Consider the following 18699-nt stretch of genomic DNA (forward strand, 5'->3'; position numbering starts at 1 on the left):
CGTAGTTGTTAGATGGAGTTTGAGAAGAAGGGCTTCAACGGATTACCTTTCGCATCCTCCGGATAAAGCGCCCCTTCAGCTTCAAGCTGGGCACTCATGGCCTGTACCATCTTCCGCACACGGCCTTTGTCACGCATGGACAGATCGAGTGTTTCGTTCGGGTCTTTCTTCAGGTTATATAAACGATAACCGGGTTCGGAAGGTCTTTCCGGATTATAGTAATAAATCAGTTTCCAATCACCATCTATATAAGAGGTGAAATAACTTCCGCGATGCTCATGAGGGAAATGCATCAGGAACTTTCCCGAACGGTTACGGTTCTTCTTTCCCTGAAACTGGGTACTGAGATCGACACCATCCACGATATGTCCCTGCGGATTCTGTGCACCGACCAAGGATAATACAGTCGGATAAATATCCATTACCGTTCCCATCTGGCATTGAATACCGCCTACTTCGATCGGCAACTTCTTTTGAACCGGGTTATTTTCGTCTGGCTTTCCCCAACAAGCGATAAACGGAACACGCATGCCGCCTTCAAACTCCGTTCCTTTCTTTCCTCGCAAAGGGGCGGATGAGGTATAGCCTTTATCGTCGCCCAACGGAGCATCCGAACCGTTATCACCCAGGAACAAGATCAATGTATTTTCGGCGATGCCCAGGTCTTCCAGGTGATCCATGATATCACCCAACGACTTATCCATTCCTTCTATTAAGGTTGCAAAATCAGCAGCAACTTTTGGTTTTCCCGTATAATTGTAATGTTCGGTAAAACGTTTATCGGCTTCAAACGGCGAATGTACTGCATAATGAGACATATACAGGAAGAAAGGCTTCTTCTCTTCCACGGCCTGTGTGATCTGTTCATTTGCTTCCAGGGTCAGGGCTTCGCTCAGAAAGACGTCTGTACCATGATATTTTTGCAGTCCCGGTACGGCACGACTCTTTTGTCCTTTAATATTCCCATAGCCGTTCTCACCGTAGTAACTGCCGGGATGCCCAATGGAAGAACCGGCGATATTCACATCGAAACCTATATTCTGAGGATTTTCGCCTTCACTGTGCTGGCAACCGAAATGGGCTTTGCCTACATGGATTGTTTTGTATCCGGCATCATGCAGGACACGGGGTAATGTCACATCATTTTTCGATATACCTTTCCAATTCCAGCCTCTTGGACCGAAAGGGGTTTTGTTATTACTTTCTGCGTTTATCCAGTTGGTAGTGCCATGTCTTGTGGCATTCTGTCCCGTCATGATGGATGCACGGGAAGGAGAACTAACACTCTGGGCATAGAAGGTGGAGAAACGGACTCCTTGGCGAGCCATACGCTCCATATTGGGAGTCCGATACCAATCATTCAGCGGATAACGGACAGGATTACCCGCCTTATCCGTCAGAAACGGCAGGGAGGTGTCCATCAGTCCCATATCATCAACCAGGAAAACAACAACATTCGGACGTTCCTGCGCCAGTAAAGGTTGCCCGGCCAGGCATAATAACGTCGATACACATAGAGTTTTTTTCATACTACTTTCTTTATATTCTTATTTCTGTAACCAGCGGTTCAAGTGATTTCCGGGTGCCACGACTACGAACTTATAGAACTTTGAAGCTGGCAAAGCCTGAAGATCTACCGTATAATTCTTTGTTCCGGCAGGAAGGGTTGCCAACTTGACCCATTCGTCTTTGCCTCCTTCCTTGAATTTATTATCCGCAGCAGCATAAACAGTGACCGGCGCATCGTTCGAATAAGATTTCCAGGACAACTCGACTGTATTATCGTAAGGCATCGTCTGTAAATCGTAGATATCGGTCTTTCCGATGAATGGCATTCCATCCTGTTCCCAGAGGACAGCCTGCGGAACTTCAAACCCCATATAGCGACAAATGGAAGGGGCAATGTCCGTGATAGCCAATCCGCCTGCCGTGAAATGGCTGTTTACCGGAACATTCGTCGAAATCCAGGTAGTGCGTTCGCGCCAGGACTGCCCACCATGTCCGTGACCGTTCTCGCCACGGCCGTGATCGGTCGTTACGACGATCATCCATTCTTCGTCGAAATTGGCTTCGCGATACTTGACCGCTTCCCAGATACGGGCAACCTGGTCGTCCGCCTTCCGCACATATTCATCGAAAAAAGCGCCGTTGCCAGCAATATGTCCCGCATCGTCGGTGTACCACAGATACACCCAGCTCAGATCGGGTGCATCCTTACGGATTCCTTCCGCGGCATCTTTCGAGATTTGCTCGTCGATATCGAAGATATGCAAGTCCTTCTCTTTCTTCGGAAAACGGATCGTGTCCAGGTCGTAGCCGTCTTTCACATAATCTATTTTCAGATGGTTTGTTTCCTTCTTTCCCTCTCCGATCAGGACTGTACGGTTATCCGTCCAACTGGAATAGATAGCCGTTTTGTAGTTTTTCGGCTGTTCTTTGGCAATCCGGAAGATAGTCCAGTAGTTATAATTGGGCTGCAGGTCGGAGTTACCGCCTACATTATGTTTGTTAAACCAGGTAGCTGTCAGCAAATTGGTATAGCCGATAGCAGAAATCGTTGCCGTTTGAGAATATTGTCCTATCTCACCGCCCGTATAAGCCCTCGCATACGCTCCCCTGGAAGCAATATCGAATATGGCGGGCGTGTGAAGCCGCTCGATCTGGTCGGCAGGAACCCCGTCAATGATTATATACACGGCTTTCTTGGTTTTTGCAAACAAACTGGTGCAACACAGGCATACCAGCAACAAATAATAAATACGTCTCATAACTATCTCCCCTTAATGTTTACTAATGAAGTCCTAAAAGTACACATTTCTTTTGTTTAATGAAATAAAGAGCAGGACTTATCAAACTAACCGGCAGGATACGACTATTTAATTCGCTTATCGTATACTTTTACAATTTTCCTCCTCTATTTTTTTGCTTTTGGGCTAGCTCAAAATTAATTTCGGGCTAGCATAAATTTAATTTCGAGCATGCTAAAAATTAAATTTAAGCATGCCCAAACGAATAAAAATACGGGAGGAAAGAACTACTTAGTCGTATCTAAAAGATTAAAATATCAGCATCTACGTTCTAATTGTTTGCCTACCTTTGTGTCCGGAACAATGACATACCGATCACGGTTATAAAAGGAAAACGATTATGAGACGCAAACTGTTTTTTACAACCTTACTTATTTCGTTGGCTATCAGCATTTATGCACAATACGTCCCCGATGTGCTGGGAGACGGATACCTGCGGCGTACGTTTCAAATGCCCGACGATTATGAAGGGAAAGTGGTCTGCACATTGGTAAAAAAGCCCCAGCTGACGGATGTGAAACAGGCGGTATTATATATCCACGGTTATAACGACTATTTCTTCCAAAAGCAGCTGGGAGACAGCGTGAATGCGCATGGTTACAACTTTTACGCGATGGATCTGAGGAAATACGGGCGCTCGATCCTGCCGAACCAAAATCCTTTTTTCTGCAAAAGTCTTACGGAATATTTCGCCGATATCGATACGGCGCTGGCAACCATACGGTCGGAAGGAAACGATAAAATCCTGCTGATGGCACACTCCACGGGAGGATTGATCACCCCGCTCTATCTGGATAGTAAAAAAGGAAACCTCCCGGTAGACGGACTGATACTGAACAGTCCTTTCCTGGACTGGAACTTCGGTTGGTTTATGGAGAAGGTGGCTATTCCGGCCGTCGCATTTATCGGGCGGTTCTTCCCTAACCTGACCGTACAAGGTGAAGGCGACGCATCGTACGCGCATAGTCTCCTGAAACAATTCAAAGGGGAATGGGAATATGATACAAACTGGAAAATGATCAACGGACACCCGAAAAAAGCCGGTTGGATTAAGGCGATTCAGGAGGGACAAAAGAAGATCAGAAAAGGATTGCAACTGGATTGTCCGGTACTGGTTATGTCGTCCGACAAATCGTTTCCGGAGACGAAAGAATGGCATAACGAATATCTGTCATCCGATATTGTACTCAATGTGCACGACATCCAGAAGTATGCTCCCAAACTAGGTGATTATGTGACCCGCGACACGATACCGAACGGTATGCACGATTTGATCCTCTCCGAAAAACCATCGCGTGATTATACCTACCTGATGGTTTTCGACTGGATGGAAAAGAAGTAAGTTCGTTTACTTTCTGCTAGGAGCCATCACATGCTGCTTCGTCAGATTATTCATATCTTCAAGAATATATCTATTGACATAGCTAAAACTGAATCGGAAAAAGTAATCCCGCAATGTACCGATATTAGCTGGATTAATCAGGCTATGCAGGTGGTTCAATGCAATGAAAAAGTAACCTTCGCGGGGCAACCGGTTATAAAACTCGATCTTTGTACGGTCGAGGGCTATTATATCGCCATCGCTCTCGGCAAATCCGTTCATTGCCTCTTCCCAGGTTATCAGTGTGCGATCCTCGTAGACAGCCCAACGATAGACATCTTTGCCGTTAACCTTTTCAGGGGATGTATTAGAATGATGCACAAGAATATAGTCATTACGCATATCGGTATCGCTATGTATCCAGATATCGAGGATACGAAGTTGGGCCGAATTGTCAAACTTGATATAACCGTTCTTGCATAGCTGTGGAGAAAATATATTCCGCTCGACATCTGTAAAATAGACAAGGTTACTTCCAAAGAATTCCTTTCTTTCGACGAATTCGGAAAACAGTTTGTTTATCTTCTTCTGGTCCGAGCAGTGTACAAACTCGGGCAGTTCTTTCGGAAAGTTCTTACGACAGATCAGACTGAACTCTTTCAACAAATCGTTCGGATCGCGTTCCTTCTGAATCTCGACGAATGCCAGCATCTCGTCCACCGTATGGAAACGCAGACGAGAGTCTTGTGTCAAACAACGTTCTACAATACGATCATAGAATTTCAAAGCTGGAAAAACCTTACTGATAGTTACATCGCTATTCGTATTACCAAAAGCATACCATCGCAGGATTTCTCCTATGGCGGCTATATCTGAATAGTCCGGATCCGTATTCTCTGCCATCGCAATATCTGTCAACACAAAATCATTATGATCATCAACTAGTATATTACGCGGGGTGATAGCGCCATGTATAATCCCCATACTATGCAGGAACTGAACGGTATTAGTAAGGAAATGGAATAACTTAAGAAAAGAATCCACAGAAAGGATGCTCCTGTATTCTTCCAGTGAACATCTATACAGTTTCATTATCAACACGGGGATTTCCTGTCCCTGCACGGTTATCATATCAAAGTCTGCATATTGAACAATATTATTCCTCGTTTCAAGCAAGGATATTACCAGGTATTTAGCTTTAAGTTTACTTAACCATTTTTCTTTTCCTACATCGTCCCCATTATATAGAAAAAACTTCAGGGCAACATCGTTCCCATTCATTCGGCCCTTGAAGACTATGCCAGCTTCGCTTCTGCCCAAAGGCTTGGAGTCAAGCTGACACTCCCCCAAAGATAATGAAATTCTATGCTTTTCGCTTTCTAGAAATTCCAAAAATAACTGTTTTTCATTCATACTAAACGTTGTAAATCAAGGAACGGAAGCAAAGATACAATTATATTTGTATTTTTATAATGCTTAAGCTTCTTTTTTAAATCTCCCGGCAGAGAGATTATTTTAATCATTACCTTTGTTGCAGACAAAAAGTATATTGAATGAAAGCCTTACATATTATAATAGCAGGAACTATTTTACTCGGTATATCCAATTATAGTTATTCCCAGACAACTGATATCCCAGAAGCGACAATCTACAAAACAGAATTGTTCGGTTCGGCGGCAACTGGCTCCAACACACCATTCTGGATGGTAAGCAACCGTTATGGGATCGTTCCCCTGGATGCAGGTAACGGTTTATTGAATGCGGGAGTATTCCACAACCAACATTTCGGCAAAGGCTTTCGCTGGGGAGCCGGACTCGAGATTGTTGCTGCCGTACCCCGCCATCATAATGTATTCATTCAGCAGGCTTATGCGGAGATAGGATACAAAAGTCTATTACTTAGCTTTGGCAGTAAAGAAAGATATAACTCCCTGTGGGACCGAAATCTGAGTTCCGGTGATATGGTCCATTCGGCAAATGCACGACCTATCCCGGAAGTTAATTTAAGTATGCCGGAATTTACATTAGTGCCTTTAACTAAAGGTTGGTTACAGGTAAAAGGAGATTTTGCGGTTGGCAGATCATTCGATACCGATTACCTGGAAGATTTCGTTAACACTAAACAAGTCTATATAAAGAATGTCTTGTGGCATCATAAATCGTTATTCCTCCGTATCAAGGATACAGAAAATGATTTTCCCTTATCACTAACTCTCGGTGCCCAGCATTTTGCCCAATGGGGAGGGACTTCCACTAATCCGAAGATCGGCAAACAGCCTCAATCCTTCAAAGACCTGATCCGGGTAATCTGCGGACAAAAAGGAGGTAGCGATGCTACGGAATCCGACCAGATCAATGTATTAGGTAGTCATTACGGTTCTTACGATTTCAAATTAAGTTATACAGAAAAAGACTGGGCGGCTCACGTCTACTATCAACATTATTTTAATGATAAGTCCGGCATGGAGTTTGCCAATAAAACAGACGGTTTGTGGGGAGTACAATTTGATTTGCCATTCCTTCCCTGGCTGAACAAAGTAGTTGCCGAATATCTCGTAACAATGAACCAAAGCGGTCCCATACACTTTATCATATTCGACCGGGACAAATGGCAAGGCGGACGTGGGGGAGGAAACGACGATTATTACAACAACGGGGAATATACAACCGGATTCTCTTACTTCAACCGAGGAATAGGTTCTCCGCTAATTCCGGCTCCCGAATATAATTCAGACGGTTCCCTGGGTTTCAAAAACAACCGTGTTAAAAGCTGGCATTTTGCTGCGGAAGGGGATATTAATACACAACTCTCTTACCGTATCCTGTTCACGGCGATGAATGGCTGGGGAACTTCATATTTCCCGTTCCTGAATAAAAAGTTCGGAACATCCAGCCTTGTCGATATCAATTATACTCACCCTAAACTGCAAGGATGGAAGTTTTCCGGATCAGTAGCAGCAGACACGGGAACCATGTTAGGAAAAAGTGTAGGCTTTAGCTTAGGCGTAACAAAAACTGGAATCCTAAAAACCTGGTAATAAACACTATTTATATTTATCCCATAAAGCAGAAGCTATTATATCTTGTGTATGATCGGCAAATTGTTGCATTCCTTTATGGGATGTATCCATATCACTCGTCGATATAGCGGGATGAATGATCATTTCCATCTTATGCCTGTGCACATTCAATGATCCGATGGGCAATACATCAAAAGGTCCATTCAACGTAATTGGAATAACCGACAAATGCTGGTCGAGAGCCATTTGGTAAGCTCCCTTTTTGAAACGGATCATCCTTCCGGTATATGTACGAGAACCTTCAGGGAAGACAACCACAGAAGCACCGTTCCTGAGACAATGTTCAGCTTCCTTCACACTACGGGCCGCAGCTTTGGAAGTCGAATTATCAACAAAGATAAAACCGGCAGCCCGACAGGCAGCTCCAACAAAAGGTATCTTTCCTATCCCCGCCTTCATAACCCACTTAATAGGGACACCGAGAAAACCATATATCAAAAAGATATCGAACGCACCCTGATGATTTGAAACAAATACATAAGATTGGTTACGGTCAATATTCTCCCGTCCTTTTACTTTTACCGGACAAAGGGCCAGGTAACAGGTTAGTCTCGACCAAATCATACCCGGATAATAGGCAAATATCTTCTCACCTCCCAAAAGGCAACCTATAATAACAGTCAAGGCCGTAAGTATGGTCAGCACCACAAATACAGGTACAAAAAACAGCCATAAATAAACCAAGTAAAGTATTCGTATCATATATAACTGTGTTGATCCTACAAATATAGAAGCTAAATTTGTAGGATTCATTATTTTTATTCTAAAATATTTTTGCAATCGGGTTATTATTACTTTATTTGCGGTAGAAAAGAAAATAATTATAAAAACATCTATAACCATGAACGAATTAGTCAAATATCTTGGGGTAATCGTACTCCTGATCGGTGTAATTATTCTTGCAGTACCGGCTATTAACGGAGGTATAACAAATACTATCCTTATGGCAGGTTTAGGAGTTATTATTTTAGGTTACATCAGTCATATTGTTATCAACAAGAAGATGGAGTAAGACGACGCAAGTTTAAAAAATTAAAAAAGGATTGTTCCCTGATTGGAAACAATCCTTTTTTGTTATCGGTAAAAGGTAGAAATATCTTATGCTTCTCCCTGAACTCCCCCCATCGGAGGAATAAAATCTTCAAAATTAGCAGTCTTGTTTCCACCCTTCAACTGTTCTTCATATTTTGCCAGATTATCCTGCAAAGCAAAAAGTAAACGTTTTGCATTATCCGGTGTCAGGATCACGCGGCTCTTCACCTGTGCCTTAGATACACCGGGAACAACACGGATAAAGTCTAGTATAAACTCGGATGTTGAATGTGAAATAATAGCTAGATTAGCATAAGTACCTTGTGCCATTTCTTCAGACAGCTCTACCTGTATCTCATTAGATTGCTTGTTATCGTTTTCCATTTCTTTTATGTTTTATGTTTAACAAATCGGACACAAATATACAGATATAAGAGGGTTTCATGAAATATATTGCAAATAAAAAGGGCCACCTTCACAGGCGGCCCTTTTCCAGTTGTGTTTTTAATTCTCAATTCTTTAGACCAATGTAAAAAAAATACCTTATTGTGTTTAATATTTATTATCCTGACTTTTAGGCTAAGGTTTTCTGTCCAGATGCATATTAATACATTTTGAACAATGCAAAGATACAAACTGTACAAAAAAACTCCAAACACAAAGAACTCATTAACTAATATTACTTCAATAATTAACAAAATAAAACATATATAAAAACTGTTGTAAATGTGATTATTATAAAGGCATGTATTTACAACAGTTCATCTTTTCTATTGAATGATTAAAGTAGCCATAACCGGACAGTGATCCGAAGGATAAAGATTATTTAATGTATCGGTAAGAACACCGTTACGCAATACCTTAATGTCTCCTTTTACAAAAATGTAATCGATCCATTCTCTTCTTTCGTTCGGTATACGTCCATAATCATGGAATGTCCATTCCGGACCATACTTTAAAGAAGCGATTTCACGTGAATGTGTGATATGACGAGGATCATTTTTATCTGTCAACACCTTGATCGGATCATCGTCCGGTGTTGCATTAAAATCGCCTGTAACGATTACCGGAAGTCCTTTAGCCAATTTATGGGCTTCATCTAAAACTAAGGAAGCTCCCTCATGACGTGCCACTTTCCCCATATGATCCAAATGAGTATTAAGAAAAAAGAATTTCTTTCCGGATTCCTTATCCTTAAAAATTCCCCAGGTAGCAACACGCTCACAGGCTGCATCCCAGCCTTTCTTACCCACAGCATTAATATCTTCCGCCAACCAGAAATTGCCACTGTCTTCCAGAACAAAACGATCCTTTTTGTAAAATATCGCAGCATATTCTCCTTTAGTCTTACCGTCTTCACGGCCAACACCAATATTAGCATATTCCGGCAAACGCGTCAAAAGCTCATTCAACTGATGATTCAATACCTCCTGGGCACCAAAAATATCAACATTATGAAATTTAACCAGATCGGCAGCCAGATCTTTACGATTACTCCATTGGTTAGCCCCATCTTCTTTTGTATCCATACGTATATTAAAAGTCATAACATTTAAAGGGGCACCCGGTTGTTTGGCGGATAAAAAACTCACCGATAATAAAAGAGACAAAAAGCTTAACAAAATCTTTTTCATGATACTTGGTATATTTAATTATAAAGTCTATCTACAAAAGTAAAGGTTATGCCTTGATTAACCAAATTAGTAAAAACAAAAAGGCTCCCGAAAATCAATTCGGAAGCCTTTTTTATTGTGCAATAAGTATATTACTCGTCGTCTTTATCCATAGTGTTAAAATCGACTACGTTCTTACGATTTGCAAAAATACGTTCGAATTCATCTTTAGCACCGACAACCAGTTTGTCGAAGTCTCTCTGGCCTGTACCAGCCGGGATCAAGTGACCGCAGATAACGTTTTCTTTCAAACCTTCCAAACGGTCTACCTTTCCATTGATAGCAGCTTCGTTCAACACTTTCGTTGTTTCCTGGAACGATGCAGCCGACATGAAGCTAGTTGTTTGCAGTGCAGCACGTGTAATACCCTGAAGGATCTGATTGGCAGTAGCAGGAACGGCATCACGAACTTCTACAAGTTTCATGTCACGACGTTTCAGCATACTGTTTTCATCTCTCAACTTACGGGCTGTTACAATCTGACCAGCCTGTAATGTCTGAGAGTCTCCCGGATCCAAAACAACTTTCTTGCCCCAGATACGATCGTTTTCATCCATTACTTCCAACTTATCAACAATCTGCTGTTCCAGGAAGCGAGTATCTCCCGGATCAACCACTTCTACCTTACGCATCATCTGACGAACGATAACCTCGAAGTGTTTATCGTTGATCTTCACACCCTGCAGACGGTAAACGTCCTGTACTTCGTTCACGATATATTCCTGAACGGCAGTCGGGCCCTTGATAGCAAGGATATCCGAAGGAGTAGTAGCACCGTCAGACAACGGCATACCTGCACGGATATAGTCGTTTTCCTGAACCAAAAGCTGTTTTGACAGAGGCACCATGTACTTCTTCACTTCACCCAGCTTAGAGGTTACAGTGATCTCGCGGTTACCACGTTTGATCTTACCGAAGCCAACTTCACCGTCGATTTCAGAAACGACAGCTGGGTTAGACGGGTTACGAGCTTCAAACAACTCGGTAACACGGGGAAGACCACCGGTGATATCACCTGCCTTACCAACTGCACGCGGTATCTTAACAAGAACTTCACCGGCTTTCACCGAATCACCGTTCTCTTTAACTACGTGAGCGCCCAGAGGCAATGAATAGTTCTTCAGATAATTTCCGTTTTCATCTACGATATGAGCAGCCGGAGCTTTTGTCTTATCTTTAGATTCAATGATGATCTTTTCTTTCAAACCTGTAGTTTCATCACTTTCCACTTTGTAAGTAACACCTTCCACTACACTTTCAAATTCGATCTTACCGGAAACTTCCGATACGATAACCGCATTGAACGGGTCCCATTCGATGATTACGTCACCCTTACTGATCTTGTCTCCGCTGTTAAAGAACAACTTAGAACCGTAAGGGATATTATGAGTCAGCAATACGATCTTTGTATTCGGATCGACGATACGCATTTCAGCCAAACGGCTTACTACTACCTGATATTTCTTTCCGGCAGTTGCATCGTCAGCCTCTACTGCACGAAGTTCGTCAATTTCCAGAATACCATCATATTTAGATGTAATACTGTTTTCTGTTGCGATGTTAGAAGCGATACCACCAACGTGGAATGTACGCAGTGTCAACTGTGTACCCGGCTCACCGATAGACTGGGCAGCGATAACTCCGACAACTTCACCTTTCTGAACCATGCGACCTGTTGCCAGGTTACGACCGTAACACTTAGCACAAACACCTTTCTTCGATTCACAGGTAAGTACTGAACGGATTTCCACACTTTCAATCGGAGAATCCTGAATCATCTTAGCGGCATCTTCGCGAATTTCTTCACCGGCAGCTACGATCAATTCACCAGTCAACGGATGCTGAATATCATGTACTGATACACGGCCAAGGATACGTTCGTACAGAGAAGCAATCACTTCTTCGTTATTCTTCAATTCTGTACAAATCAGACCACGCAATGTACCACAGTCTTCTTCATTAATAATCACATCATGCGATACGTCTACCAGACGACGAGTCAGGTAACCAGCATCGGCAGTCTTCAAAGCGGTATCGGCCAAACCTTTACGAGCACCGTGGGTAGAGATAAAGTACTCCAACACAGACAAACCTTCTTTAAAGTTTGAAAGGATCGGGTTTTCAATAATCTGACCACCTTCAGCACCACTCTTCTGCGGTTTTGCCATCAAACCACGCATACCAGACAGCTGACGGATCTGTTCCTTAGAACCACGGGCTCCGGAATCCATCATCATGTACACAGAGTTGAATCCATCGTTATCAGCAGTCAACTGCTTCATCAGGATATTAGACAACTTACTGTTGACATGTGTCCAGGTATCGATAATCTGGTTGTAACGTTCGTTGAAGGTAATGAAACCCATACTATAGTTAGCCAGGATCTGTTCCACTTCATCGTAACCTTCTTTAACCAGTTCGTCTTTTTCAGGCGGGATAAGTACGTCGGCTAGATTAAACGACAGACCTCCCTTAAATGCCATATAGTATCCTAAGTTCTTAATATCATCCAGGAACTGAGCAGTACGAGCAACACCGCAAGTCTTGATTACCTTACCAATGATATCACGAAGTGCCTTCTTTCCCAGTACTTCATTGATGTAACCGACCTCGAAAGGAACAAATTCGTTCACCATCAAACGACCGACAGAAGTTTCGATCATTTTCTTTACAAGTTTTCCGTCTTCTTCTACGTTATCGACGTAAACCTTGATGGGCGCGTGTATATCTACTTTCTTTTCATTGTATGCGATAGTCGCTTCTTCCGGACCGTAGAATACGAGACCTTCTCCCAGCGTTCCCTTACGCATTTTAGTGATATAGTACAAACCAAGCACCATATCCTGTGAAGGAACGGTAATAGGCGCACCGTTAGCCGGGTTCAAAATATTGTGAGAAGCAAGCATCAACATCTGTGCTTCCAATACAGCCTCATTTCCTAAAGGTAAGTGAACAGCCATCTGGTCACCGTCGAAGTCGGCGTTGAATGCCGTACAAGCCAACGGGTGCAACTGAATAGCCTTACCTTCGATCAGTTTCGGCTGGAATGCCTGGATACCCAAACGGTGCAGTGTCGGTGCACGGTTCAGCAACACAGGGTGACCTTTCATTACATATTCCAGGATATCCCAAACAACCGGTTCTTTACGGTCAACGATCTTCTTAGCAGACTTAACCGTTTTAACGATACCGCGTTCGATCAATTTACGGATAACGAAAGGTTTATAAAGTTCGGCAGCCATATTCTTCGGCAGACCGCACTCGTGCATCTTTAATTCCGGACCTACAACGATAACCGAACGAGCTGAGTAGTCAACACGTTTACCCAACAAATTCTGACGGAAACGACCTTGTTTACCTTTCAAACTGTCAGACAGTGACTTCAGCGGACGGTTAGCGTCTGTCTTAACTGCACTCGATTTACGAGAGTTGTCGAACAGAGAGTCCACAGCTTCCTGAAGCATACGTTTTTCATTACGTAAGATCACTTCCGGAGCCTTAATATCAATTAATCGTTTTAGACGGTTATTACGGATAATAACACGACGATACAAATCATTCAAGTCGGAGGTTGCAAAACGTCCACCATCCAGCGGAACCAACGGACGCAGTTCGGGAGGAATAACAGGAACAACCTTCACGATCATCCATTCCGGTTTGTTACGACCTCTGGATGCACGGAAAGATTCAACCACCTGCAAACGCTTCAAAGCTTCGTTCTTACGTTGCTGTGAACCGTCTGTACTTGCACGGTGACGCAGTTCGTAAGACAGAGAATCCAGGTCCAGACGAGCCAACAAATCATAAACGGCTTCAGCACCGATCTTTGCGATGAACTTGTTAGGATCTGTATCTTCCAGCATCTGGTTTTCCTTTGGCAGGTTATCCAGGATCTGCAGGTATTCTTCTTCCGAAAGCAGGTCTAATTCAGCAACAGTGTCTACACAACCCGGCTGAATAACCACATAACGTTCATAATAAATGATAGAATCCAGTTTCTTGGTAGGCAAGCCTAACAGATACCCGATTTTGTTGGGTAGAGAACGGAAATACCAGATATGAGCGACAGGAACAACCAAATGGATATGTCCCATACGTTCGCGACGCACTTTCTTCTCTGTAACTTCTACCCCGCAACGATCGCAGACAATACCTTTATAACGGATACGTTTGTATTTTCCGCAATGGCACTCATAGTCCTTGATCGGACCGAAGATACGTTCGCAGAAAAGACCGTCACGTTCAGGTTTGTACGTACGATAGTTAATCGTTTCCGGTTTCAACACTTCGCCGCTAGAGTTTTCAAGAATCTCTTCAGGAGAAGCCAGACCGATGGTTATTTTTGAAAAGTTACTCTTTATCTTGTTTTCTTTTCTAAAAGCCATATTGTTTATTTATAAAGAGTTATCAATAGATAAAGTAGATGAGCCGAAACTCACCTACTTATATTGTTGTTGAATTAATCCAGAGTAAAGCTTAAACCTAAACCTCGCAGCTCGTGAAGCAATACATTCAGAGATTCCGGAATACCCGGTTGTGGCATCGGATCACCTTTTACAATAGCCTCGTAAGCTTTAGAACGTCCTACAACGTCATCAGACTTAATAGTAAGGATTTCCTGAAGAACATGTGCGGCACCGAAGGCTTCCAGTGCCCAAACTTCCATCTCTCCGAAACGCTGACCACCAAACTGAGCTTTACCACCCAGAGGCTGCTGAGTAATCAGAGAGTACGGACCGATTGAACGAGCGTGCATCTTATCGTCAACCATGTGACCCAGCTTCAGGAAGTAAGTAACACCTACTGTTGCCGGCTGGTCGAAACGTTCACCGGTTCCACCATCATACAGGTAAGACTTACCATACCGGGGAATACCGGCTTTGTCAGTCATTTCATTCAGGTCATCCAAAGAAGCACCGTCGAAAATCGGAGTCGCAAACTTAACATCCATTGTTCTACCTGCCCAACCTAATACAGCTTCAAAGATCTGTCCCAGGTTCATACGAGAAGGCACACCCAGCGGGTTCAAACAGATATCAACCGGAGTTCCGTCTTCCAGGAACGGCATATCTTCCTGACGAACGATCTTGGAAACAATACCCTTGTTACCGTGACGACCGGCCATCTTATCACCTACCTGAATCTTACGCTTCTTAGCAATATAAACTTTAGCCATCTGAACAATACCAGTAGGCAGTTCATCACCGATAGTAAGGTCGAATTTCTTACGTCTCAGTTCAGCATCCAGTTCTTTATATTTCTTCAGATAGTTCAGGATAACCTGCTTGATAAGTTCGTTCTTATCTGCATCGGCAGTCCATTTACTTACTTGAACAGCATTATAATCCAGATCTTCCAGTGCTTTACGAGAGAACTTGGCTCCCTTCGCAATCACTTCTGTATTCATATAGTCTTTGACACCCTGAGAAACTTTACCGTTAGTTAGAGTTAATAATTTCTCTACCAATAGATTTTTCAGGTCGGCCATCTTCATTTCGTATTCTTCATCCAACTTCGGAAGAATAGCCTTATCTGTCAATCTTGACTTACGTTTCTTAACAGCTTTAGAGAATAAAGCAGTATCGATAACAACACCACGAAGAGACGGAGTAGCTTTCAGTGAAGCATCCTTTACATCACCAGCCTTATCACCGAAGATTGCACGCAGCAATTTTTCTTCAGGAGAAGGATCTGATTCACCTTTCGGAGTAATCTTACCGATCAGAATATCACCCGGTTCGATGCGAGCACCTACACGAACGATACCTCTTTCATCCAAATCCTTAGTAGCTTCTTCACTTACGTTAGGAATATCAGATGTCAGCTCTTCCATACCACGTTTTGTTTCACGCACTTCAAGGATATATTCATCCACGTGAACAGAAGTAAAGAAGTCTTCACGAACCATACGTTCGTTCAGTACGATAGCATCCTCATAGTTGTAACCCTTCCAAGGCATATAAGCCACTTTCACGTTACGTCCCAAAGCAAGTTCACCCTTCTGGGTAGAATAACCTTCAGTCAGGATGTCTCCAGCTTTTACACGTTGACCCCGATGGCAGATCGGACGAAGGTCGACGGTCGTACTCTGGTTAGTCTTACGCCACTTCGGAATAACATATGTCTTAACCGCATCTTCGAAGCTTACGAAATCTTCATCTTCAGTACGGTCATATTTGATCTTGATACAAGTTGCATCAACAAAAACAATTTCACCGTCACGCTCTGCCATGATCTGAGTACGTGAGTCGCGGGCAACCTGTGCCTCGATACCCGTACCGACAATCGGAGCATCCGTACGCAACAAAGGAACTGCCTGGCGCATCATGTTAGATCCCATCAATGCACGGTTAGCATCGTCATGTTCCAGGAACGGAATCAAAGATGCGGCAATTGAAGCAATCTGCTGCGGAGCCACGTCCATCAAGTCGATTTCAGAAGGCGGAACAACAGGAAAGTCTGCTTCAAAACGAGCTTTAACCCTGTCAAGAATAAATTTACCTTCATCGTCCAATGGAGCATTACCCTGTGCGATTGTCATCTCCTCTTCTTCCTCTGCTGTATAATATTGCAGACTCTCTTCTGAAAAGTCTACTTTACCATCCACAACATTACGATACGGAGTAGAAATAAATCCCAGGTCATTGATCTTTGCATATACACACAGAGAAGAAATCAAACCGATATTCGGTCCTTCAGGTGTTTCAATCGGACAAAGACGACCATAGTGAGTATAATGAACGTCACGAACCTCGAATCCGGCACGTTCTCTTGACAAACCACCCGGTCCAAGGGCAGACAGACGACGTTTGTGAGTAATCTCAGCCAACGGGTTTGTCTGGTCCATAAACTGTGACAAAGCATTTGTTCCAAAGAATGAATTAACCACAGAAGAGATAGTCTTCGCGTTAATCAAGTCAATCGGAGTAAACACTTCGTTGTCGCGAACGTTCATACGCTCACGAACGGTACGTGACATACGGGCCAGACCGATACCGAACTGGTTGTATAACTGCTCACCTACTGTACGTACACGACGGTTACTTAAGTGGTCGATATCATCCACAATCGCTTTCGAGTTGATCAACTCGATCAGATACTTGATGATCTCGATTATATCTTCTTTCGTTAAAACCTTTACATCATCGCTGGTAGTAAGGTTCAACTTTTTATTAATTCTGTAACGGCCTACTTCACCTAAATCATAACGTTTTTCAGAGAAGAAAAGGTTCTGTATAACTTCACGGGCACTTGCTTCGTCTGCAGGTTCTGCGTTACGCAACTGACGGTAAATATACAAAACAGCCTCTTTTTCAGAGTTACTGGGGTCTTTCTGAAGCGTATTATAGATGATTGCATAATCTGATAGATTCTGGTCTTCACGATGTAATAATACATTCTGCGTTCCAGATTCCAGAATAGCTTCAATATTATCGCTATCCAAAACCGATTCACGATCGATGATAACGTCATTACGTTCAATAGAAACAACTTCGCCGGTATCTTCATCCACGAAATCTTCCACCCATGTTTTCAACACGCGGGCAGCCAGCTTACGACCGATCAGTTTCTTCAGGTTAGCCTTCGAAACTTTAACTTCTTCTGCCAGATTAAAAATTTCAAGAATATCTCTATCGCCTTCAAAACCAATAGCTCTTAAAAGGGTGGTTACAGGTAATTTCTTTTTACGGTCGATATAAGCATACATCACATTATTGATGTCTGTTGCAAATTCGATCCATGAGCCTTTAAACGGAATGATACGTGCTGAATACAATTTCGTTCCATTGGCATGTGTACTCTGACCGAAGAACACACCCGGAGAACGGTGTAACTGTGAAACAACAACACGCTCAGCACCATTGATAACAAAAGTACCCCGTTCCGTCATATAAGGGATCGGGCCCAAATATACGTCCTGGATAACAGTATCGAAATCTTCGTGATCCGGATCCGTACAATATAGTTTTAACTTTGCTTTTAAAGGCACACTATAGGTTAATCCACGGGCAATACATTCGTCGATCGTATAGCGGGGCGGATCTATATAGTAATCTAAGAACTCCAACACAAAATTGTTTCTGGTATCTGCAATCGGAAAATTCTCTGCAAACACCTTGTACAATCCCTCCTTCTTTCTCTTTTCAGGAGGTGTGTCAAGTTGAAGAAAGTCTTGGAATGACTTCAATTGAACTTCGAGAAAGTCCGGATACGGAAACTGATTCTTAATCGAAGCAAAATTAACTCTTTGGTTTTCAGCTGTTGAAGACATCTAGTAAGGAATTTATTGAACTTATTGAAATTATAGACACAAAAAGGTTAAGAATCTCCTTTAAGGGAGACTCTTAACCAAATCACCTGGAAACCAGGTTATAAATACTATTTAAGCTCAACTTCAGCTCCAGCTTCTTCCAAGCTCTTCTTTAATCCTTCAGCATCAGCTTTAGCGATTCCTTCTTTGATTGCGCTAGGTGCACCGTCAACTAAATCTTTAGCTTCTTTCAAGCCAAGACCTGTTAATTCTTTTACTGCCTTAACAACAGCCAATTTATTAGCACCAGCTGCTTTCAAGATAACATCAAAAGAAGTCTTTTCTTCTTCTGCAGCAGCAGCGCCACCAGCAGCAGGACCAGCAACAGCAACAGCTGCAGCTGCAGGTTCGATACCATATTCTTCTTTAAGGATTGTAGCCAGTTCGCTAACTTCTTTTACGGTCAGGTTTACTAATTGTTCTGCAAAAGCTTTCAAATCTGCCATTTTTGTATGATTTAAATGATTGTTTACTG

Annotated in this window: 12 protein-coding genes; 3 read left to right on the forward strand and 9 right to left on the reverse strand. The window is 42.8% G+C overall.

Features of this window, described 5'->3' with window-relative positions; translation table 11 throughout:
* Nucleotides 1-8 precede the first annotated feature (8 nt).
* Both BQ7394_RS18385 and BQ7394_RS18390 read right to left on the reverse strand, forming a co-directional pair.
* Entirely contained in the window at nt 9-1529 is a 1521-nt protein-coding gene (locus BQ7394_RS18385) for a sulfatase (RefSeq protein WP_075558745.1), read from the reverse strand.
* Nucleotides 1530-1547: 18 nt separating this feature from the next.
* Entirely contained in the window at nt 1548-2768 is a 1221-nt protein-coding gene (locus BQ7394_RS18390; RefSeq protein ID WP_075558746.1) for an alkaline phosphatase family protein, read from the reverse strand.
* Between the two features lie 379 nt (nt 2769-3147).
* On the opposite strand from BQ7394_RS18390, the gene BQ7394_RS18395 reads away from it, so the two are divergent.
* Nucleotides 3148-4149 (forward strand): alpha/beta hydrolase, encoded by a 1002-nt coding sequence (locus BQ7394_RS18395; RefSeq protein WP_075558747.1) that lies wholly within the window; start codon nt 3148-3150, stop codon nt 4147-4149.
* A gap of 6 nt (nt 4150-4155) precedes the next feature.
* Here BQ7394_RS18395 and BQ7394_RS18400 read toward each other — a convergent pair whose 3' ends face one another.
* Nucleotides 4156-5541, reverse strand: coding sequence for a protein kinase domain-containing protein (locus tag BQ7394_RS18400; protein ID WP_075558748.1), 1386 nt, complete (start codon nt 5539-5541; stop codon nt 4156-4158).
* Nucleotides 5542-5681: 140 nt separating this feature from the next.
* Between BQ7394_RS18400 and BQ7394_RS18405 the strand changes: the two genes are divergently transcribed.
* Complete coding sequence (locus tag BQ7394_RS18405; RefSeq protein WP_075558749.1) at nt 5682-7166, forward strand: capsule assembly Wzi family protein; 1485 nt, start codon at nt 5682-5684, stop codon at nt 7164-7166.
* A gap of 6 nt (nt 7167-7172) precedes the next feature.
* Here BQ7394_RS18405 and BQ7394_RS18410 read toward each other — a convergent pair whose 3' ends face one another.
* Entirely contained in the window at nt 7173-7910 is a 738-nt protein-coding gene (locus BQ7394_RS18410) for a lysophospholipid acyltransferase family protein (RefSeq protein ID WP_075560120.1), read from the reverse strand.
* Between the two features lie 139 nt (nt 7911-8049).
* Here BQ7394_RS18410 and BQ7394_RS26015 point away from each other — a divergent pair, with 139 nt between their 5' ends.
* Complete coding sequence (locus tag BQ7394_RS26015; protein WP_167369477.1) at nt 8050-8220, forward strand: hypothetical protein; 171 nt, start codon at nt 8050-8052, stop codon at nt 8218-8220.
* 86 nt (nt 8221-8306) lie between these two features.
* Here BQ7394_RS26015 and BQ7394_RS18415 read toward each other — a convergent pair whose 3' ends face one another.
* The 5 genes from BQ7394_RS18415 to rplL all read right to left on the reverse strand — a co-directional run bounded on the left by BQ7394_RS18415 (nt 8307) and on the right by rplL (nt 18670).
* Entirely contained in the window at nt 8307-8624 is a 318-nt protein-coding gene (locus tag BQ7394_RS18415) for a DUF3467 domain-containing protein (RefSeq protein WP_075558750.1), read from the reverse strand.
* Nucleotides 8625-9010: 386 nt separating this feature from the next.
* Complete coding sequence (locus BQ7394_RS18420) at nt 9011-9874, reverse strand: endonuclease/exonuclease/phosphatase family protein (RefSeq protein WP_075558751.1); 864 nt, start codon at nt 9872-9874, stop codon at nt 9011-9013.
* A gap of 131 nt (nt 9875-10005) precedes the next feature.
* Entirely contained in the window at nt 10006-14298 is a 4293-nt protein-coding gene (rpoC, locus tag BQ7394_RS18425; RefSeq protein ID WP_075558752.1) for a DNA-directed RNA polymerase subunit beta', read from the reverse strand.
* A gap of 74 nt (nt 14299-14372) precedes the next feature.
* On the reverse strand, nt 14373-18185 hold the full coding sequence (gene rpoB, locus BQ7394_RS18430; protein ID WP_075558753.1) for a DNA-directed RNA polymerase subunit beta: 3813 nt from the start codon (nt 18183-18185) through the stop codon (nt 14373-14375).
* A gap of 107 nt (nt 18186-18292) precedes the next feature.
* Entirely contained in the window at nt 18293-18670 is a 378-nt protein-coding gene (gene rplL, locus BQ7394_RS18435) for a 50S ribosomal protein L7/L12 (protein WP_075558754.1), read from the reverse strand.
* Nucleotides 18671-18699 lie beyond the last annotated feature (29 nt).

This window comes from Parabacteroides timonensis, from assembly GCF_900128505.1.
GTDB classification, from domain to species: domain Bacteria; phylum Bacteroidota; class Bacteroidia; order Bacteroidales; family Tannerellaceae; genus Parabacteroides; species Parabacteroides timonensis.